This window comes from Kitasatospora sp. NPDC056138 (assembly GCF_042264695.1).
Taxonomy (GTDB): domain Bacteria; phylum Actinomycetota; class Actinomycetes; order Streptomycetales; family Streptomycetaceae; genus Kitasatospora.
Genome location: NZ_JBHJVK010000018.1, coordinates 102,225 through 121,838, shown reverse-complemented (window position 1 = coordinate 121,838; position 19,614 = coordinate 102,225). Strand labels below are relative to the sequence as shown.

15 protein-coding genes are annotated in these 19,614 nt (G+C 73.0%); 8 read left to right on the top strand and 7 right to left on the bottom strand.

Annotation, left to right across the window (positions count from 1 at the left end; translation table 11 throughout):
* Positions 1 to 395 precede the first annotated feature (395 nt).
* The gene (locus ACFC1R_RS14510; RefSeq protein WP_375938097.1) at positions 396 to 2,156 is read left to right on the top strand and encodes a beta-galactosidase family protein; all 1,761 of its coding nucleotides are present in this window, start codon (positions 396 to 398) and stop codon (positions 2,154 to 2,156) included.
* Positions 2,157 to 2,392: 236 nt separating this feature from the next.
* On the opposite strand, the gene thpR is transcribed toward ACFC1R_RS14510, so the two are convergent.
* Entirely contained in the window at positions 2,393 to 2,989 is a 597-nt protein-coding gene (gene thpR, locus ACFC1R_RS14505; protein WP_375938094.1) for an RNA 2',3'-cyclic phosphodiesterase, read from the bottom strand.
* 194 nt (positions 2,990 to 3,183) lie between these two features.
* Between thpR and ACFC1R_RS14500 the strand changes: the two genes are divergently transcribed.
* The gene (locus ACFC1R_RS14500) at positions 3,184 to 3,708 is read left to right on the top strand and encodes a GNAT family N-acetyltransferase (protein ID WP_375938091.1); all 525 of its coding nucleotides are present in this window, start codon (positions 3,184 to 3,186) and stop codon (positions 3,706 to 3,708) included.
* Positions 3,709 to 3,744: 36 nt separating this feature from the next.
* Here ACFC1R_RS14500 and ACFC1R_RS14495 read toward each other — a convergent pair whose 3' ends face one another.
* Entirely contained in the window at positions 3,745 to 5,304 is a 1,560-nt protein-coding gene (locus ACFC1R_RS14495) for an MFS transporter (RefSeq protein ID WP_375938088.1), read from the bottom strand.
* Between the two features lie 158 nt (positions 5,305 to 5,462).
* Positions 5,463 to 5,897 carry a MarR family winged helix-turn-helix transcriptional regulator gene (locus ACFC1R_RS14490; RefSeq protein ID WP_375938085.1) on the bottom strand — a complete coding sequence of 145 codons (435 nt, stop codon included), beginning with the start codon at positions 5,895 to 5,897 and terminating at the stop codon, positions 5,463 to 5,465.
* A gap of 309 nt (positions 5,898 to 6,206) precedes the next feature.
* On the opposite strand from ACFC1R_RS14490, the gene ACFC1R_RS14485 reads away from it, so the two are divergent.
* Complete coding sequence (locus ACFC1R_RS14485) at positions 6,207 to 6,980, top strand: MHYT domain-containing protein (RefSeq protein WP_375938083.1); 774 nt, start codon at positions 6,207 to 6,209, stop codon at positions 6,978 to 6,980.
* Between the two features lie 133 nt (positions 6,981 to 7,113).
* Here ACFC1R_RS14485 and ACFC1R_RS14480 read toward each other — a convergent pair whose 3' ends face one another.
* The gene (locus ACFC1R_RS14480; RefSeq protein WP_375938080.1) at positions 7,114 to 8,805 is read right to left on the bottom strand and encodes a hydrogenase maturation protein; all 1,692 of its coding nucleotides are present in this window, start codon (positions 8,803 to 8,805) and stop codon (positions 7,114 to 7,116) included.
* Positions 8,806 to 9,404: 599 nt separating this feature from the next.
* Between ACFC1R_RS14480 and ACFC1R_RS14475 the strand changes: the two genes are divergently transcribed.
* Positions 9,405 to 9,956 (top strand): hypothetical protein, encoded by a 552-nt coding sequence (locus ACFC1R_RS14475; RefSeq protein ID WP_375938077.1) that lies wholly within the window; start codon positions 9,405 to 9,407, stop codon positions 9,954 to 9,956.
* Positions 9,957 to 10,164: 208 nt separating this feature from the next.
* Here the strand turns inward: ACFC1R_RS14475 and ACFC1R_RS14470 are convergent, their stop codons facing one another.
* Positions 10,165 to 10,698, bottom strand: coding sequence for a hypothetical protein (locus ACFC1R_RS14470; protein WP_375938074.1), 534 nt, complete (start codon positions 10,696 to 10,698; stop codon positions 10,165 to 10,167).
* Positions 10,699 to 10,864: 166 nt separating this feature from the next.
* Between ACFC1R_RS14470 and ACFC1R_RS14465 the strand changes: the two genes are divergently transcribed.
* Positions 10,865 to 11,110, top strand: a complete 246-nt coding sequence (locus ACFC1R_RS14465; protein WP_375938072.1) for a creatininase family protein — start codon at positions 10,865 to 10,867, stop codon at positions 11,108 to 11,110.
* Between the two features lie 74 nt (positions 11,111 to 11,184).
* Here the strand turns inward: ACFC1R_RS14465 and ACFC1R_RS14460 are convergent, their stop codons facing one another.
* Positions 11,185 to 12,648 carry an NCS2 family permease gene (locus tag ACFC1R_RS14460; RefSeq protein WP_375938069.1) on the bottom strand — a complete coding sequence of 488 codons (1,464 nt, stop codon included), beginning with the start codon at positions 12,646 to 12,648 and terminating at the stop codon, positions 11,185 to 11,187.
* A 363-nt stretch (positions 12,649 to 13,011) separates the two neighbouring features.
* Between ACFC1R_RS14460 and ACFC1R_RS14455 the strand changes: the two genes are divergently transcribed.
* The 3 genes from ACFC1R_RS14455 to ACFC1R_RS14445 all read left to right on the top strand — a co-directional run bounded on the left by ACFC1R_RS14455 (position 13,012) and on the right by ACFC1R_RS14445 (position 16,184).
* A complete protein-coding gene (locus ACFC1R_RS14455; protein WP_375938066.1) occupies positions 13,012 to 13,293 on the top strand; it encodes a DUF2530 domain-containing protein in 282 nt (93 codons plus the stop codon).
* Positions 13,294 to 13,345: 52 nt separating this feature from the next.
* A complete protein-coding gene (locus tag ACFC1R_RS14450; protein WP_375938064.1) occupies positions 13,346 to 15,865 on the top strand; it encodes an HAD-IC family P-type ATPase in 2,520 nt (839 codons plus the stop codon).
* Between the two features lie 61 nt (positions 15,866 to 15,926).
* The gene (locus ACFC1R_RS14445; protein WP_375938061.1) at positions 15,927 to 16,184 is read left to right on the top strand and encodes a hypothetical protein; all 258 of its coding nucleotides are present in this window, start codon (positions 15,927 to 15,929) and stop codon (positions 16,182 to 16,184) included.
* On the opposite strand, the gene ACFC1R_RS14440 is transcribed toward ACFC1R_RS14445, so the two are convergent.
* Positions 16,148 to 19,450 carry a sacsin N-terminal ATP-binding-like domain-containing protein gene (locus ACFC1R_RS14440; protein WP_375938058.1) on the bottom strand — a complete coding sequence of 1,101 codons (3,303 nt, stop codon included), beginning with the start codon at positions 19,448 to 19,450 and terminating at the stop codon, positions 16,148 to 16,150. The genes ACFC1R_RS14445 and ACFC1R_RS14440 overlap by 37 nt on opposite strands.
* Positions 19,451 to 19,614 lie beyond the last annotated feature (164 nt).

The window sequence follows — 19,614 nt, the reverse complement described above, 5'->3', positions numbered from 1 at the left end:
ACCACCCCCCGGATCATGCGAACTACAGGGGGGAACAGTCATGCCGAGCCGGAGGCCGGGAGCCCCATTGCGGGGCCACGGAAAAGGTAACGGGGTGATCGGGGCTACCTGTTCACCAGCGAGCTGATCAGCACCACTGCCAGCAGCAGTACGAGCGCGCCGGTCACGATCCGCATACGAGTCTTGGGGTCCACGTTCATCGAGGTTACCGGGTGGCTCCGCGAGCCCCGGCACTCCCCCGCTCCGGCCCGTACCGCTCCCACCCGTCACCCCGGCCCGGCGGGCGTGCTGGGCGACCGACAGCGGCGGGCCGCGACCCGGTCGGCCTCGACAATCCAACACGCCCCGGAGCTTCGTCCATGGCTTCCGGCCCGCCGCTCCCGCAGGCTGGGCGCATGCTCACCTACGACTCCGCGGGTTTCCGCCTCGACGGCCGACCGCTGCGGATCCTCTCCGGCGCCCTGCACTACTTCCGCACCCACGCCGAGCAGTGGCCGCAGCGGCTGGCGGCACTGCGCGCGATGGGCCTCAACACCGTCGAGACCTACGTCCCGTGGAACCTGCACGAACCCAGGCCCGGCGAGTTCCGGCGGCTGGCCGAACTCGCCGGCTTCCTGGACGAGGCGGACCGCCAGGGGCTCTGGGCCATCGTCCGGCCCGGTCCGTACATCTGCGCCGAGTGGGACAACGGCGGCCTGCCCGGCTGGCTGACCGCCCGGGTCGGACGGCGGGCCAGGACGAGCGACCCGGAGTTCCTGTCCGCCGTGGACGGCTTCTTCGACGCCGTGCTGCCCGCCGTCGTGGCGCGGCAGGTGGACCGGGGCGGCAATGTGCTCATGGTGCAGGTGGAGAACGAGTACGGCTCCTACGGCAGCGACGCCGGCTACCTGCGGCAGCTGGCCGACGGGCTGCGGCGGCGGGGCGTCACCGTACCGCTGTTCACCTCGGACGGCCCCGAGGACCACATGCTGACCGGGGGCACCGTGCCCGGGGTCCTCGCCACCGTGAACTTCGGCTCCGAGCCCGAGGCGGCCTTCGAGACGCTGCGCCGCCACCGGCCGCAGGACCCGCCGTTCTGCATGGAGTACTGGAACGGCTGGTTCGACCACTGGGGCGAGCCGCACCACACCAGGGACGCCGCCGACGCCGCCGACACGCTGCGCCGGATCCTGGCGGCGGGCGCCTCGGTCAACCTCTACATGGCGCACGGAGGCAGCAACTTCGGGACGGGTGCCGGGGCCAACCACGCCGACCCGCCGTTCGACTCCACCGACTGGACCCGGTCGCCGTACCAGCCGGTCACCACCTCGTACGACTACGACGCCCCGCTGGACGAGCGCGGTGCGCCGACGCCGAAGTACGAGCTGTTCCGCGGGGTCCTGGCGGAGTTCGCGGCGGAGCACCCCGAACAGGCCCGGTTCCGCTCCGCCCTCCCGGCCCGTCCCCCGGCCCTGCCCGACCTGCTGGAGCCGGCGACGGTCCCGCTGACCGGGCGGGCGGCGATCCCGTTCGGCGCGCCGGTGGAGTCCGCCGTCCCGCCCGTCTTCGAGGAGCTCGGGATCGAGCACGGCCTCGTCAGGTACAGCTTCCGCATCCCCGCCCCACGGCCCGAACTCCCGCTCACCGTCGAGGGCCTGCACGACCGGGCGGTGCTGCTGGTGGACGGCAAGCGGGTCGCCGAGCTGGAGCGCGGGGTGGTGCAGGAGCCGGTCCGGGTGGCGGGCGGCGTGCTCGTCGAACTGCTGGTGGACTCGCTCGGCCGGGTGAACTACGGTCCGCACGGCGGGGAGTGCAAGGGCATCACCGGCGGCGTCCGGCACGAGCGGCAGTACCTCCACGGCTGCCGGGCGGAGGTCTTCGACCTGGCCGCGCCGCTGCCCGAACTCGCCTTCGAGGGCGACGAGCCGGGGCTGGCCCGCGGCGTCCTGGAGCTGGACGCGACCGGGGACACCTACCTGGCCGTCCCCGGCGGGCGGCGCGGCTACCTCTGGGTGAACGGCTTCCTGCTCGGCCGGTACGACGACCGGGGCCCGCAGCACGCCCTGTTCTGCCCGCAGCCGTTGTTGCGGACCGGCCGCAACGAACTGGTCCTGCTCGAACTCGGCGACGCCGCACCGCAGTCCGTCGAACTGCGCGGTGCGCCCCTGGCGCCCTGAGGTCCGCGGCAGCGGCGCCGCACTTCCGTGACTGCTCCTTCCAGGGGCAGGGGCCCGTTCAGGGACAGGGGTGCCTCGGGGCGCGGGAGCTGCGCGGAACCGGAAGGCGACTGCCGCGGGCCGGGGCCCGGCGGGTCGGTCGCGTCCTGCTCCCCCGAGTACGGCGGTGCAACCGGCCCGGGTGCGTGCGTCCGTTTCGTGCTGCTCCCCGCGCCCCCGGGGCCACCCCTGCCCCGCTACGAGGAGGCCTCCCACCGCGCCAGCGGCCAGGCCCGCACCTCCTCGTACCTGGTCGGCCCGTAACCGAGCGTGCTGTGCATCAGCCGCAGCTCGCCCGCCTCCCACTCGCTCCCCCTGAAGTCCTCCAGGGCCGCCGCCATGCCCTGCAGCTCCCCGGGCGCGGAGCGCCGTACCGCCCGGCTGCGCCCGTGGCTGGACCCGGCGCGCGCCAGCGTCAGATGCGGGTGGAAGCCGCGCTCGTCGGTCTCCAGACCGAGCTCGCCGATCCCCTCCCGGACGGACTCGGCGAGCCTGCGCAGGGCCCAGGTCTCCCCCTCCACCCCGACCCAGAGCACCCGGTCGCCGAAGCAACCGCCGCCCGCGATCCGCAACCGGTGCGCACCGTTCACGGCCGCCGCCCGCGCGAACGCCTCCTCCAGCTGCGGGACCTGCGTCACCGGCACCTCACCGAGGAAGGCCAGGGTCAGGTGCCAGCCCTCGACACCCGTCCAGCGCAGCCGGTCCGCGCCGGGCAACTCCCGCAACGGCGCCACGGCGTCCGCCAGTTCCTGCACCGCCGACGCCGGCGGATCAACTGCCACAAAGAGCCTCATGGCCTCATCCTCCCCGCCGGACCGACGCTCCCCGCCCCGACACCCCTGGGCGATCCCCACCTCGGCCGCACATCGGCCGCACGTCGGTCCCCGCCTCGGTCCCAGATCGGCCGACGGCCCGGCCCGGCCCGCGAGACCCGGCCCCGTCCGAAAGCACTTCCACGCACCGCCGCCGAACCGGTAGAAACGTTCGCATGAAGATTCGCACCGGCGGCCCCGACGACACGGCCGACATCCTGAACCTGCTCGACGGTGCCGTGGCCTGGCTGGTCTCGCTCGGCCGCACCGGCCAGTGGGGCGACCAGCCGTGGTCCAGCCGTCCCGCCGCCGTCGACCGGGTCCACGCCTACACCGGCGACGCCGACACCTTCCTGGTCCGGCTCGCCGAGGACGCGGACGGCACCGTGGTCGGCTGCTGCGTGGTCTCCGAACAGGCCAACAACTACGCCACCGAGATCGACGAGCGCGAGCTGTACGTGCGCAACCTGGTCACCGACCGCAGCCGCAAGGGGTCGGGCATCGGCGCGGCACTGATCGCGGACGCCCTGGCGGAGGCCCGGCGCCGGGGGATCGGGCTGGTCCGGGTGGACTGCTACGCCGACGGGGACCGCCGACTGGTCGGCCAGTACCTGGAGTTGGGCTTCACACCGACCGAGACCTTCGAGGTCGAACAGCCGAGCGGCCTCTGGCGCGGGCAGATCCTGGAGATCAGGGTCTGATCCGGCACCGGAGGCCACCTCACATCCGACCCACCGTCAGCAGGCGGTCGCCAGACGCTGCTTCGGGATGGTGCGCGGAACCACCGCGACGACCCTGCCGCCGCGCCCCGGGTGCAGGTCCACCCGCACCCGGAGGTCGGCCACCCGCGCCAGCACCAGGCCGACCACGGCGGCGGCCAGCGCCGACACCGCACCACAGGCCAGCAGGCCCAGCCGGGGCCCGTACGCGGCGGTGACCCAGCCGACCAGCGGGGCGCCGATCGGCGTACCGCCCGTGAACACCAGGACCAGCAGGCCCATCACGCGCCCCCGCATCTCGGGGTCGGTGGCGAGCTGGAGCATCGAGTTCACCGAGGTGTTGAAGGTCAGACCGAAGACGCCGATCAGCGGCAGCAGCGCCGCGAAGGTCCAGTACCCGGGCGCGAAGGCCGCCAGCACCTCCAGGGCACCGAACAGCAGCGCCGCCAGGACCAGTCTCCGCAGCCTGGGCGCGCCACGCCGGGCGGCCAGCAGCGCGCCGACCAGCGAGCCGACCGCCATCCCGGTGTTCAGCAGTCCGTACTCGCCCGCGCCGACCTTGAACACGTCGTACGCGAAACCCGACAGCACGGTCGCGAAGTTGAACCCGAAGGTCCCGATGAAACCGGCCAGCACCATCGGCCAGAGCAGCTCCGGACGCTCCCTCACGTACCGGAGCCCCTCCCGGAGTTGACCCTTCTCGCGGGCGATCGGCGCGGTCGGCCGCAGCTCACTGCTGCGCATCGCCAGCAGGCCGCCGATCACGGCCGCGAAGGAGAGCGCGTTGACCGCGAAGGCCCAGCCGCTGCCCACGGCGGCGATCAGCAGACCGGCCACCGCCGGGCCGACCAGCCGCGCGGTCTGGAAGTTGGCGGCGTTCAGGCTGACCGCGTTGGCCAGGTCCTTGGGACCGACCATCTCGCTCACGAACGCCTGCCTGGTCGGGTTGTCCACCACGGTCACCAGGCCGAGCAGCAGCGCGAAGGCGTAGACGTAGTAGGGCGTGACGGTACCGCTGACGGTCATCACGGCCAGTCCGGCGGCCAGCAGGCCCATCGCACCCTGGGTGACGACCAACAGGCGCCGCTTGGGCATCCGGTCGGCGAGCACGCCGCCGTAGATGCCGAACAGCAGCATGGGCAGGAACTGCATCGCGGTGGTCACACCGACCGCGAACGGGCTGCCGGTCAGGCTCAGCACCAGCCAGTCCTGGGCGATGCGCTGCATCCAGGTGCCGGTGTTGGAGACCACCTGGCCGGCGAAGTAGTAGCGGTAGTTGCGGATCCGCAGGGAGGAGAACATCCCTCCGGGCCGGGTGAAACGCGCCCCGGTCGGGCCGGTCGGGCCTTCGTGGCCGGTCGAACCGGTGCGGCCGCTCGAAGCGGCGGCGTCGGCGGGGCTCGGCGCGGCGGTGGAGGCCGCCGCGGTGCGTTCGTCGGGGTCGTCGTCGCCGGTGCCGGGCAGTCCCACGGGAGTGGGGGCCTGGCTCTCGGCGGAGGCAGCGGTGGCGGCTGCCTGGTCGGTGGTGGAGTCGTCGATTCGGATGGCGGCGGCGCTGGCTGCGGCCGGCGGTGTCACGGTGGTCTCCCCTCGGTGCGCGGCGGTCGGCAGGGCGGTCGCCGCGCGGCTGGTGTCAGTCTTCGGTCCTGCGGTGATGCGGTACTCCCTCGTTCGGTCCCGATGTGTCGATGTCGACGCGGCTCAGCCCCGGCCCCGCGGCCGGGCTCCCGGCCCGCTCAGAGGTGGGCCAGCTTGTAGAGCACCGGAGCGGCCCCCTTGAGCACCGCCCACTCCTCCTCGCTGAGCCCCTCGGCCAGCTCGGCCAGCCAGGCGTTCCGCCGCCGGCGGCTCTCCGCGAGGATCGCGTCGGCCTGCTCGGTGCTGCTGACGACCACCTGGCGGCGGTCCTCCGGGTGCGGCTCGCGCTGCACCAGCCCCTTCTCCTCCAGCATCGCGATGATCCTGGTCATGGACGGCGGCTGCACGTGCTCGCGCCTGGCGAGCTCGCCGGGCGTGGCCTTGCCGCACCGCCCCAGGGTGCCGAGCACCCCCATCTCGGTGGGGCTCAGCGACTCCTCGACACGCTGGTGTCGCAGTCGTCGGGCAAGGCGCATCGCGGACGACCGCAGCTGACTCACGGCTGCGAGGTCCTCCTCGGACATCTCGGGCATGTCCTTAGCCTACGTCATTACTCTCGCTAAAGAAAATTGATTACGGCGCGAACGGCCGCCCGGCCATCCGTCCCAGCCCTGCCCGCCCGGGGCCGGGGCACGACTCCCCCGTCGGGCCTTTACCTCACCGGGCAAGCCTGGGAATCCCGTGGAGCTTCACCCGCCGCTCGTGTGCTGATCGTGAAGTACCCCCTCTGAACTGGGAGTTCACTGAAAACGCCAACCTTGCCCACATCCGGAGGCGTCGTTACTGTGCCCGCTGTCAGGAGCACGGCACACCGGCATGCACACCCGTCCAGGGAGTTCCTCTTGGGTCACATCCACCATGCTGTCTACGGCTGGCTGACACCGGCGATCTCGTACGTCGTCGCCTGTATCGGCGCGCTGTTGGCACTACGCAGTACCCGCTGGGCCCTGCTCACCGAAGGGTCGACCCGCCGGAACTGGCTCACGTTCGCCTCGTTCTCGCTGGGGCTCGGCATCTGGAGCATGCACTTCATCGCCATGCTCGGCTTCACCGTCTCGGGCGTCCAGATCCGCTACAACGTGCCGCTGACCACGCTCAGCCTGCTGGTGGCGGTCGGCGTGGTCGGCGTGGGCATCTTCACCATCGGCTACAGCAGGCGCCCGCTCGGCGCCGTGCTGGCGGGCGGGGTGTTCACCGGCCTCGGGGTCGCGGCGATGCACTACCTGGGGATGGCGGCCATGCAGCTGCCCGGCTCGCTCTCGTACGACCACGTCACGGTCGGGGCCTCGGTCGCCATCGCGGTCGTCGCGGCCACCGCCGCGCTCTGGGCCGCACTGAACATCCAGGGCACGCTCGCCGTGGCGGCCGCCGCCCCCGTGATGGGCGTGGCGGTCTGCGCGATGCACTACACCGGCATGGCCGCCGTCTCGGTGCACCTCGACCCCGGCCAGGACTCCGCGTCCGGCGGCGTCGTGGCGCTGGAGTTCATCTTCCCGCTCGCGGTGGGACTCGGCACGTACGTCTTCGCCAGCGCGCTCGCCTTCGCCGTCGCCCCCAGCAAGAGCGCGAAGCGGCCGCCCGTCCTCACCGGCCGGGCCGCACCGCTCCGCAGGTAGTCCGCGGCGACAGGAGCGACATCAGGGCGCGGGGAGCCGCGCGAGGCGCAGGGTGTCGGCGAGACCGGCCCGCTGGAGGCCGGTACCGCCGGCCGCCCTCCGTCCCGCGCGGCTCCCCGCGCCGCTGGAACCGTCAGCCCTGGAGGTGCTCCGGCGTGGCGACCGGGCAGACCTTGTGCACGAAGGCCCGCCGGAGCGCGTGGTAAGGCTCCTCCGGGGCCCAGAAGTTGCGCCGCATCTCGGCCAGCTCCTCCTTCCGGTAGGCCGCCAGCGGCTTCGCCGCCTCGTCCTTGGCGCGCTGCCGCTTCTTCTCCAGCAGCCGTGCCTCCAACTCCGGTGCTGCCGCCAGCGCTTCGGCCTGCCGCACCGTCCAGGACCGGAACTCGGCCGCACTGCCGGACTTCGTCCGGTCCACCAGGCCGAGCAGCCGGGCCTGTCGGGTGCCGACCGGCAGCGCGGCCGTGGTCAGCCGGGCCGCCCACTCGCCGCCCACCCGGCGCGGCAGGGTGTACGTCCAGTACTCGGAGCCGTACAACCCCATCAGCCGGTAGTGCGGGTTGAGCACCGCCGACTCCCGGCACCACACCTCGTCCGCCGCGATCGCGAGCATCAGGCCGCCGGCCGCCGCGTTCCCCGCCAGGGCCGCGACGGTGAGCTTGTCGTGGGTGGTGAGGATCGCCTCGACCAGGTCGTCCATGGCGTTGATGTTCTGCCAGGACTCCTCGGCGGGGTCGGCGGCGGCCTCGATCACGTTCAGGTGGATGCCGTTGGAGAAGAAGTCCCGGCCAGGACCGAGCACCAGGACGGAGGTCGGCCGGTCCACCGCCTCCCGGTACGCGGCCAGCAGACGGCGGCACTGCTCGGTGCTCATCGCCCCGCTCGGGAAGGCGAATTCGAGGTACCCGACCCGCCCTTCCTCCCGGTAGCGGATCTCCGACCAGGTGTCCCGCCAGGCCGCCGCCACCGGCGACAGCGGCAGCTCCGGCACCTCCGAGAGCAGTCCGCCCAGCACCTGGGCGGCCGGCAGCTTGAAGGTGGCGGGCCCACCGGGGATGCGGCGCGGGCGCAGCTGCGGGATCCAGACGGCGCCGTCCACGGTGGCCCGGCAGATCGCGCCGTCCCGGGTGGCGAGCACCGAGCCCGGTGCGCCGCGCAGTTCGTCCTCGGGGTGCCCGCCGTGCAGGAAGTACTCGCGCCCGTACAGCTCGTCCAGCACGCCGGGCTGCGAGTCCGCGGCCCGCAGCTTGCGCAGCACCGTCCTGGTGTCGTCCACCGCCCACTCGATCCGCCTGAACTCCTGGGCGTGGTACGGGCGCAGTCGCCCCTGGACGTCCCAGCGCCCGTAGTCCAGCGGCTCGGGTGCGAACCAACCGCTCTCGAAGCGCTCGACCGCCAGCAGGACCGCTTCGAGGGCCGCGTCGGAGACCTCGTTGCGGTACAACTCGCTCTTCCCGCAACGCGCCACGGGGTACGGCACCGAGGCCCAGATCGGCCCGGCGTCCATTTCGGCGACCGCCTGCAGCACCGTGACGCCCCATTGGGGCGCCTCCTCGTGGATCGCCCAGTCCAGCGCGGACGGGCCCCGGTCGCCCTTGGGGCCGGGGTGCACGATCAGCACGGCGTGCTGCGACCAGACGTCCTCGGGTATCGCCCGGGTGAGCATCGGCGCCAGGATCAGCTCGGGCCGGAAGCGGGCCACCCCGGCCCGCACCGCCTCTTCCCCGAGGGCGAGTTGGACGCCGACGGTATGGCCCCGGTCCCGCAGTTCGGTGTGAACGCGCTGGGTGAGGCTGTTGAAAGCGCTGGCGATCAGCAGGATGCGCAAGGTGCCCTCCGACAGTGGTGTCAGCAGTGCTGTGAAGTCCCCCGGATCTGTCCGTCCCATGGTGCACGCGGGCCCCGACGGCAGTGCGCACATCCCGGCATCACGTCGACATCACATCACCGGGGCGCGCAGCACAGGACACCCGCCCGACCCCGGGCCGGCTCATCCAACCATGGTCATGCACACGCAACAGCCCTGGGGCGGCCCCAACTCCCGGACTCTCACCGGGTTCGCACAAATCTGCGACCAATCGGCCGCCCGGTCCGCAGAACGATCACCCCTGCGATATCCACCCGATACCCGCCCCGCCCGCCGACACCCCGGACACACCCCCGACCGGCGCGCGGCCCTCCGCCTCCCGGCGACTGCGGCCCACGGCCGCCGAGTGGCGTTTCCTGGAGGCAGTGGAGGCGTCGAAGGCGGTGAAGGCGGCGCGGAACAAGGGGAGTAGCGTTCGCGGCAGGCCGAGGGGGTGATGGATCCGGGACGTTGCGGACCGGGCATCACAGCAGGTCCCGGACGGGCCTGGGTCGCGTACGCCCCTTGCAGGCGACGCCCCCGCACACCGCGTTCGACCGAACCGTCTCGAGGAACAGCAGTTGACCCCGCACTCCCTGGCGTTCTACGTGGACGTCGTCGCCACCGGTACCGTGCTCGGTGCGCGCCCGACCGACTCCCCGGACCGCGTCGCCGAGGTCCTGGGGCCGGACTTCGGTGAGAGCGTCCTCGACGCCCACACCATGTACCGCGACTACGGCATGACCGAGTTCTTCTGGGACCGCGCCCGTGCCGACCACCCCTGGTCGGGCCACCACTTCACCCTGCAGGTGCACAGACTCGCCCACGGGGGCCGCACGTTGGCCGACGGGACGCTCCGCGCCCGCTACGGGCGGTTCACCCCCAGGCTTCGGTTCGAGAAGCTGCAGCGCCTGCTGGAGCGACGCGGCATCCCCCTGCTGGAGATCCCGGACCCGGCGAACGCACCGTACTACCGGACGTTCTGGCAGCCCGACTCCCAGGTCGCCGTCCTCGTCGTCGGCACCTACGGCGAGTACAGCACACCGGACAATCTGCGGGTCGGCGACGTGTACAACATCCAAGCCCCGGTGACCGTCGGCGAAGTGGAACGGCGGAGGGCGCGGGTCGGATAGCGCCGGGACGGACCTGCGGTTCCCGGGCGGCTTCCCTGAGCCCGCAGCGACCGCCCCCGGTAGCGGTGCGGCCACGACAGGACCGTGCACCCCATGACGTGACAGTGCCTCGTGTTTCGCTGTCCGACTGGCAGTGAAACACGAGGCTTCGTCTCGCGGCGCTAAGCCTGCGACTTCATGCCGCAAGGGAAGAGGGAATTCGCGCGGATCATCCGATGCCGGGCACGATCTTGCCGTTGGCGTCCCCGGGCATGTACTTCTTGTTGCCCTGGAAGTGGACCTTGTAACCGGAGCCGAGCGCCTTGGCCCACAGCTGCGGGTCGAGGATGTGCGATCCACTGTCAAGGTGCGCGACGCCACTGGCGTCGGTCACTCCGATGCCGAACTGCTGGCCATCGGTGAGGGCGAAGGTGATCGGCTGGCCCACGATCGGCTCACCGTCGTTGTTGATGAGCTTCGCACTGAATTGAGCCTGCGCCTGACCGAGAACAGTGCCCTTCACCGTCGAGGCGGTGAGCTGCGGGTACTCCTTCTCCCCGGTCGGCTGGGGCTGCGGCGGGTAGTAGTACTGCGGCTGCGGCTGCGGCGGGTAGTAGTACCCCGGCGCGGGCTGCGGCTGGTAGTACCCGGGCGGGGGCTGCGGGGGGTAGTAACCCGGCTGCGGCTGGTAGGGCTGCGGCTGATACGGCTGCGGCTGATACGGCTGCGGCTGCGGCTGGGTCGGCGCGTACGGCTGCGTCACTGGGGAACTCCTAGAAATCATGGCCTCAATGGGGCGGTCTCACCCCGGATCAGCGTGCCACGCATGCTGACAGTGCGCATGTGGTGCGACTACCCTGCGTAACGCCCTCCCGTCGCCGCACACCTGTGCAGCACTCCCCTTGGCTGCCGGCTCCGACCGGGAATCCGTGTACGGACATGCCTTCTCCCTGCTCCTGCACGGCGCACCGGAGCTCGTCCGCGAAGGCGTCGAGTACGGCGACCACTCCGCACCGGACCGGCCCCACCTGCTGACCGTCGGCATGGCCGGCTACACCGGGAACGGGATCATCGGACAGCCCTCGCTCGGCACTCCCGCCAAGGGCAAGGCCATCCTCGACAGCCTGTCCCGCAGCGCCGCCGCCCACCTCGCCCTCCTGGAGGAGACCAGGTAGCTTCCGAAGGCGTACCTACGGCTCGAGCCCTCCCCCGGCAGCCGGGGGAGGGCTCGAACGGTTCCGCACCCCTCTCAGCCGAGGCCGAGGGCCGGCATCAGGTAGTAGAAGGCGAACACCGCCGCCACCGCGTACAGCGCGACCGGCACCGACCGGCCGCGACCGGCGGCCAGGCGCAGGATGCAGAAGCTGATGAAGCCGAAGCCGATGCCGTTGGTGATCGAGTACGTGAACGGCATCATCACCATGGTCAGGAAGGCCGGGATGGCGATGGTGAAGTCGCTCCAGTCGATCTCCCGGATGGAGTTCGCCAGGATCAGGAAGCCGACCGTGACCAGCGCCGGGGTGGCCGCCTGGGCGGGGACCATGGTGGCCAGCGGGGTCAGGAACAGGGCTACCAGGAAGAGCCCGCCGGTGACGATCGAGGCGAAGCCGGTACGGGCGCCCTCGCCGACACCCGCCGTGGACTCCACGAAGCAGGTGTTGGCGGAGGAGGAGGTGGCACCGCCGAGGGCGGTGGCGACGCCGTCGACCATCAGGATCTTGTTGATCCCGGGCAGGTCGCCGTTCTCGTCCAGCAGGTGCGCCTCGTCGGCGACACCGAGGATGGTGCCCATCGCGTCGAAGAAGCAGGACATCAGCACGGTGAAGACGAAGAGCACCCCGGTCAGCACACCGACCTGGTGGAAGCCGCCGAACAGGCTGACCTTGCCGACCAGGCCGAAGTCCGGCGCGGCGACCGGGTTCCCCGGCCAGGCCGGGACGGTGAGCCCCCAGTGCAGGGCCGGGATCGTCGCGACCTTGTCGATGACGACCGCGACCACCGTCATGGAGGCGATGGAGATCAGGATGGCACCGGGCACCTTGCGGATCAGCAGCACCAGGGTGAGCAGCAGACCCAGGATGAAGACCAGCACCGGCCAGCCGTTGAGGTGACCGTTGCCGCCGAGCTGGAGCGGGACGGTGGTGTGGGCGGCGTCCGGCATCCGGCTGACGAAGCCGGAGTCGACCAGACCGACCAGGGCGATGAACAGGCCGATGCCGATCGCGATGGCCTTCCGCAGACCGAGCGGTACCGCACTCATCACCCGCTCGCGCAGGCCGGTGGCGACCAGCAGCATGATCGCGAAACCGGCCAGCACGACCATGCCCATGGCGTCGGGCCAGGTCATCTTCGGTGCGAGCTGGAGGGCGACGATGGTGTTGACGCCGAGACCGGCGGCCAGACCGATCGGGACGTTGCCGATGACACCCATCAGCAGGGTGGTGAGACCGGCGGTGAGGGCGGTCGCCGTGACCAGCTGGCCACTGCTCAGGTGAGCGCCGTCGAGGTCCGTGGCACTGGCGAGGATGATCGGGTTCAGCACCAGGATGTACGCCATGGTGAAGAAGGTGGCGACACCGCCGCGGATCTCGCGCGGCAGGCTGGAGCCCCGCTCGGAGATCCGGAAGTAGCGGTCCACGGCGCTCTCGGGGGACAGCGCGGCGTCCTGGGGAGGCTCGGGCGACTTGGAGGTCGGCTGGGCCAGCGGAGACATACGGGTGGTCCTCGTCGGGTGGGGGCGGAGGAGGAGGGGTACCCGGTGCGACGGTGGCCGGGTCCGCCGGGAGCGACCGCGCGGTCAAGGCAACACGCCGGAGCTAACCGGAACCTCAAGTATGTGTTCCTCGGTCGTGCACGCGCCATCTTCGCGCGTAGAAGGCAGCCCTTACGATCACCGGCCGGTCGACGGCCGAACCACTGAGGCCGATTCACTGATCGACCGGCGCCCGGTCGACGGCCGAACCACTGACCAGCCGGCAGCCGGTCGACGGCCGACCAGCGGTGACCGGCCGGCCGGAGCCCTGACCGGCCACCCGCCTCTCCTCCTCCCGACCGCCGCCCCCGTACGCTTGGGGCCATGCCCAAGACCCCGCTGCGCCCCTCTCCCCCGCCGCTCGAAGCGAACGACGTCATGATCGTCGGCGGTGGCACGGTGCTGTGGTTCGTCGCCTTCCTGGTGCTGCTGCCGTTCCACGGCGCGCTGGACCGCAGCGGGCACGGCAACTGGCCCTGGATCTGCCTGGCCGGCGGCTGTCTCGGGCTGATCGGACTCTGGTACTGCCGCGCCCGCCGGGACGCCATCAGGCGCAGCGAGGCGGCCGCCGAGGCCCCCGAGCCCCCCGCCACTCGGTTGGACTGAATCGCCCCACAGGGGGGCGCACCGGACAAATCGCCCGCCTACAGTCGGTCCCATGACGCATCCGGCGGAAGAGACCGCGGACCCCACCGGCCAGGGTCCGACAGCTCCGGGCGCCCACTCCTCCGGGCTCGGCTCCCACCGCCGGGGCGGGCTGACGGCGGAGGAGGTCGCCGACCGGGTCGCGCGCGGCCGGGTGAACGACGTACCGGTCCGGTCCAGCCGCTCGGTCCGCGAGATCGTCCGGGCCAATGTCTTCACCCGCTTCAACGCGATCATCGGCATCATGTTCGCGATCATCCTGGTCGTCGGACCCATCCAGGACGGGCTGTTCGGCCTGGTGATCGTCGCCAACACCGGCATCGGCATCATCCAGGAACTGCGTGCCAAGAGGACCCTGGACAGCCTGGCACTGATCGGCGAGGCCAGACCACAGGTCCGCCGGGACGGCGCCGCCCGGCAGATCGCGGTGGCCGAGATCGTGCTGGACGACACCGTGCTGCTCGGCACCGGCGACAAGGTCGTCGTGGACGGCCTGGTCACCGAGGCGGACGGCCTGGAGATCGACGAGTCCCTGCTCACCGGCGAACCCGACGCCGTGCTGAAGCACCCGGGCGACCCGGTGATGTCCGGCAGCTTCGTGGTGGCCGGGGCCGGCGCCTTCACCGCGACCAAGGTCGGCCGCCAGGCGTACGCGGCGCAGCTGGCCGAGGAGGCGAGCCGGTTCACCCTGGTCCGCTCCGAGCTGCGCAGCGGCATCGACAGCATCCTGCGGTTCATCACCTACCTGCTGGTCCCGGCGGCGATCGGCCTGATCGTCAGCCAGCTGGCGGTGGAGCGGCACGACTGGCGGGAGGCCGTCCGCCGGATGGTGGCCGGCATCGTGCCGATGGTGCCCGAGGGCCTGGTACTGCTGACCTCGGTGGCCTTCGCGATCGGCGTGGTGCGGCTGGGACGCCGCAAGTGCCTGGTGCAGGAACTGCCCGCGATCGAGGGCCTGGCCCGGGTGGACACCGTCTGCCTGGACAAGACCGGCACCCTCACCGAAGGCGGCATGGACGTGGTCGAGCTGCGCCCGCTCGCCCCCTCGGCCGCTGCCCCGAGCACCTCCGCGCCAGGCACCGCCGCACCGGGCACTTCCGCACCGGACGAGTCCCGGCTCTGGCGCGCCCCGGCCGAACCGGCCGCGCTGCAGCAGGCGCTCGGCGCGATGGGCCGCGCGGACGCCCGCCCGAATCCGTCCATGCGGGCCGTGATCGACGCCTACGGCACCCCGGACGGGGAGGACGGCTGGCGGGTGCTGGAGGCCGTGCCGTTCTCCTCGGCCCGCAAGTGGAGCGGGGTGCAGTTCCTGGAGCCGCAGGGCACCGAGGCCAGCTGGCTGCTCGGCGCGCCCGACGTCCTGCTGCCCGCGGACCACCCCGCCCTGGACGAGGTGGACGAGCTGGGCGCCAAGGGCCTGCGGGTCCTGCTGCTCGGCCGCTCACCGCTCCCGCTGGACGCGCCCGACCCGGCGGGACGGCTGGACCCGCTCGCCCTGGTGGTGCTCCAGCAGCGGCTGCGCGAGGACGCGTCCGCCACCCTGCGGTACTTCGAGAGCCAGCGGGTCGAGGCGAAGGTGATCTCCGGCGACAGCGCGGTCTCGGTCGGCGCGGTCGCCTCCCACCTGGGCCTGCCGGGCGCCGAGCACCCGGTGGACGCCCGGACGCTGCCGAGCGGGTCCGCGGAACTGGCCGAGGTCGCCGACCGGACCACCGTCTTCGGCCGGGTCACCCCGCAGCAGAAGCGCGACCTGGTCGGCGCGCTCCAGGAGCGCGGGCGCACGGTGGCGATGACCGGTGACGGCGTCAACGACGTGCTGGCGCTCAAGGACGCCGACATCGGCGTGGCCATGGGGTCGGGCAGCGAGGCGACCCGGGCGGTGGCCCAGATCGTGCTGCTCGACGACAGGTTCGCCACCCTGCCCTCGGTGGTCGCCGAGGGCCGCCGGGTGATCGGCAACATCGAACGGGTGGCCGGCCTCTTCCTGGTGAAGACCGTCTACTCGGTGCTGCTGGCCCTGCTGGTGGTCAGCTGCCACGTGCCCTACCCGTTCCTGCCCCGGCACTCCACCGTGCTCAGCTCGCTGACCATCGGCATCCCCGCCTTCTTCCTGGCCCTGGCACCCAACAACGAGCGGGCCAGGACCGGATTCGTCCGGCGGGTGCTGCGGCTGGCGGTGCCGGGCGGCGTGATCGCCGGCACCGCCACCTTCACCGCGTACATGCTGGCGCGGGCCGACCACGCGACCGATCTGAAGGCCGACACCAGTGTGGCCACCCTGACGCTCTTCCTGGTGGCGATGTGGGTACTGGCGATGGTGGCCCGGCCCTACAACTGGTGGCGGCTGACCCTGATCGGCACGATGGCGGCGGCCTTCGCGCTGGTCCTGTGGGTGCCGTGGCTGTCGGACTTCTTCCAGCTCTCCCTGGTCGGCACCCGGGACCCGTTCGTCGGCGTGGGCATCGCCGTGACCGCGGGGGTCCTGCTGGAAGTCGTCTGGCGCTTCGTCGTCCGCCGGACCGACGGGCCCTGACCCGGCCGCGGTTCCCCGCGCCCCCGAGGGTTACCCCTCGCCCCGGCTTGGAAGGATCCCGGTGGAACGAGGGGGCGCGATGGCGGAGCGGGACGGGGACTTGGAGGCGTTCATCGCCTTCTGCGGCGGGCTCGTGGTGACACTGCTGGTGCTGCTGGGCCTGTGGCTGGTGGCCGGCGGGTCGGCGACCAGCGAGCCGAGGTGGTGGCTGGTGCCGGCCGCCGCCGCCGGGCTCGGGACCACGGTACTGACGTACCGCCGGCTCCGGGCCCGGCACACGGCTCAGGACTCGAAGTCCCGGGCGGCCAGCAGCTCGTAGGCCCGGTCGGGCTCGGCGAGGGCGGCCAGGACCTCGAAGCGGCGGTGCCACTGCCCGACCGACCAGGCCAGCCCGGCGGCCAGGCCCTCGGGGGTGGCGGCGTGCAGCAGTCCCGGCACCGGCGGCACCTCGAACTCGTCGTCCTCGTCGGCCGCCTCGGTGTCCTCGGGGTCGTACGGGAGCTCGGGCGCGGTGGCGGCGGTGTCCCAGCGCCAGCCGATCGCGGCCTCCTCGCCGTCCGGGCCGACCACCAGCAGGTCCTCGTGCTCCTCGTACACGGCGGGGCAGCCGGGCAGCAACTCCCGCACCACGGCCGGGGTCCGGTGCAGAGTGCCTTCGGAGAGGACCCGGCCGCCCGCGACCTCGCTGGCCAGCGAGACGTGCAGGCGCTCGGCCAGCTCGGCGGCCCGCTCGGGGGCGACGGGCAGCACCGGGTGGTCGTGCAGGAGCTCGACCAGGTCGGGGGCGTCCGCGACGACCGCGTCGGCGGCGTCCACGATCACCGTGCCGTCGGGGCGGCGGCCGGTGTCCGCGTCCAGCGGCGGAACGGCCCGCACCTCGTCCAGCGGCTCCACCCGATCGGCCGGAAGCGCGGCCAACGCGCTGTAGATGCCGTGCAGTTGGCGGTGCGAGACGCGCGAGGACGGGTCGACGAGGCGGTCCAGCAGCTCGTCCGTCCCGTGCGGCTCGGCGAGCAGCGCGGCCAGCGTGGTGCGCACGCCCAGCGCGTGCAGGAAGGGCTCGTCCAGGCCGGTGCGGGCCTCCTCGTAGAGGCCGCGCAGCAGCGGGTCGGCCCCGGCCGCGCGCAGCCCGGCGGGCTCGCGGCCGCCGAGCACCGGGTGATCGCGCAGCCACCAGGCGGTGTACGGCGGCAGGTCGGTGTACGAGCCGTCCGGCAGCAGGGTGCGCACGGGGTTGACCACCGCGTCGCGGTACGGCGGGCGGGCCAGCAGCGCGAGCGCCTCGGGCCAGGCCTCGTCGTCGATCAGGTCCAGGTCGCGGACGGCCAGCAGCTCGGCGGCGACCGGCGGCACGCCCAACTCCCCGCCGTCGTCGATGTGCAGGGCCTCCAGGGCGTCCTCGCACCATTCGGCGAGACCGTCCGGGGCCTCGTCCAGCAGGCCGGTGGGGCGGCCGCCGGCGGCACGGTCGGCGGGGGCGGTGGGGTCGAGCCGCTCCAGGTCGTCCGGGTCGAGCACCACGTCCTCGGCGCGGACCAGCACGAAGGTGCTCAACGCACCTGCCGCGGCGAGGACTTCGGCTCCCCAGCGCTCCAGCAGGTCCTCGTCCACGTAGCCGGCGTCGTCCTCGCGGGCCAGGGCGGCGAGCGGGCTGTCGGGGAGGATCAGCTCACCGGCGCGGGTGAGTTCGCCCTCGTCGTCGGGGAGGGCGAGCCGGGCCAGCCAGGGGTGCTCGCCGGGCGCGGCCTCGGCGGCCTTGACCAGGGCCAGGACGGCGTCCGCGAGATCGACCGCGGCGTCGAAGTCGTCCTCGCCGAGTTCCAGCGAACGGGCGACCGCGGCGCGCACCTCGGGGGTGTCCAACACCCCTGCGGGGGTTGCGGTTCCGGCGCCGAGCCGGGCCAGCAGCGGGTGGGCGGCCTCGGGGTGGGCGAGGCGCAGGTCGAGCATGCCGAGGGCGTCGGCGAGAGCGTCGGGGTAGCCCTCGTACCCGGCCCAGTCGGCGGCATCGGACGGCAGCAGGACGCGGCGCGGCCCGGTGATCGTACGACCGTCGGCGAGCGGGACCGGCAGCGCGCCGAGCGCCTCCGGGTCGGCCCCGGCGAGCGCCGCGTACAGGTTGCGCCACCAGGCGGGTTCCCGCTCCAGGCCGCCGAGTTGGTCCACCACCTCGGCCAGCGGCACCCGGCGCACCCCCAGCACCCGCAGCTCGCTGCGGCGCTCCAGCCCGGCCGGGAGCAGCCCGGGGAAGATCGGGGCGAGCGCCTCGACCACCGAGTGGTCCGCGCCCTCCAGCAGTGTCGCGTCGCGCGGCCGGAGCGCGGGCGTGCCCTCCTCCACCGGCGCCGGGTGCGGCAGGAACGGCGTACCGGGGAGGCGCCCGATGATCGCCGTGCGCACCGCGTTGTCCAGCGCGCCCTGCCCGAGCGGCCCCGGCACCAGCGAGAGCGAACCGAGGTCCGCGCCCCGGGCGCGCAGCAGGTCGGTGTACGCGTCGGCGGCCCGCTCGGTGAGGAAGTCGGTCAGCGGGCCCGGCGCGACGTGCCGCCGGGTCGGGTCCAGCGGGTACCCGGCGATCAACAGGGCGGGCACGCCGAGGGGCTCGTCGCTCGGGGTGGGGGCGTGCACCACCGGCAGGGTGCGCAGCGGCTGCGGGGTCCCGTCCGCGCCGACCGGGACCGCCCAGGTCACCGTCCAGTACGGGCGGGCGCGCTCCTCGGTGGGCCGGTCGGTCAGCAGCTCGGGAGCGGTGGCCCCGGCCAGGGTGACGGTCTGCCAGACGGTCTCGGCGCCGTTGTCGGTGAGGGTGACGGTGGTGATGCCGTCGGGCCGCTGCGGGGCGGCGGCCCGGGTGAGCGTCCGGGTGCCGTCCGGGGTCTCCACCACCACCTCGGCCAGACCCGGGAGGGTGAGCAGCAGGGCGTCGTCGATCTCGGCGAGCAGCCGGCGGGTCAGGTCCTCGGCGGCGGTGTCGCGCAGCGGCAGCACCACCACCGTGTCGTACCCGGCGGGCGCGGCCCCCTCGGCGGGGAACGGCAGCCGCAGCAGCGGGACGTGGCCCTCGCGGCGGCGCAGCTCCTCGGCCAGCTCGGGCCGGGCCTCGCTGAGCGCGTACGCCTCGGACAGCGACCAGCGGACGCCGCCGTGGGTGCTCAGCACGGCGGGTTCGTCGGTGACGGCGAGCACGGCGGAGAAGCCGACGCCGAACCGGCCGACGGTGGAGGAGTCCTCGGGGCGCTCGGCGCGCTTGGCCGAGGCCCGCAGGGTGGAGAGCGACTCGACCGCCGTGGCGTCCAGCGGCGCGCCGGTGTTGGCGGCGGCGAGGGTGCCGTCGCGCAGGGTCAGCCGCAGCCGTCCGGGGGCGGCACCGGCCCGTGCGGCGGCGTCGGCCGCGTTCTGCGCCAGCTCGACGATCAGCCGGTCGCGGTAGCCGCCGAGGGCCAGCTCCTCCTCCGCGTTGGCGTCCTCGCGGAACCGTGCGGGAGCGGCCGTCCACGCCTGCAGGACCCGGTGGCGCAGCCCGGCCGTGTCGAAGACATCGGGGGCCTGTTCGTCCGTACCGCTGCCGATGATCCGAGGCTCCACTGGCCTTGCCGCCTTCCGCCGTCTGCACCCTGCCCTGCGTACGGTGGGCATTCTCCCCCGCCTGACGCCCCGCCACCGACCAGGGGCGCCCCGGGCGCCGGAAACGGCCTTCCGGGCAGGGGCCGACCCGTCGGAATCGATGCCGCTCCGTCAGGGGGCGGGAA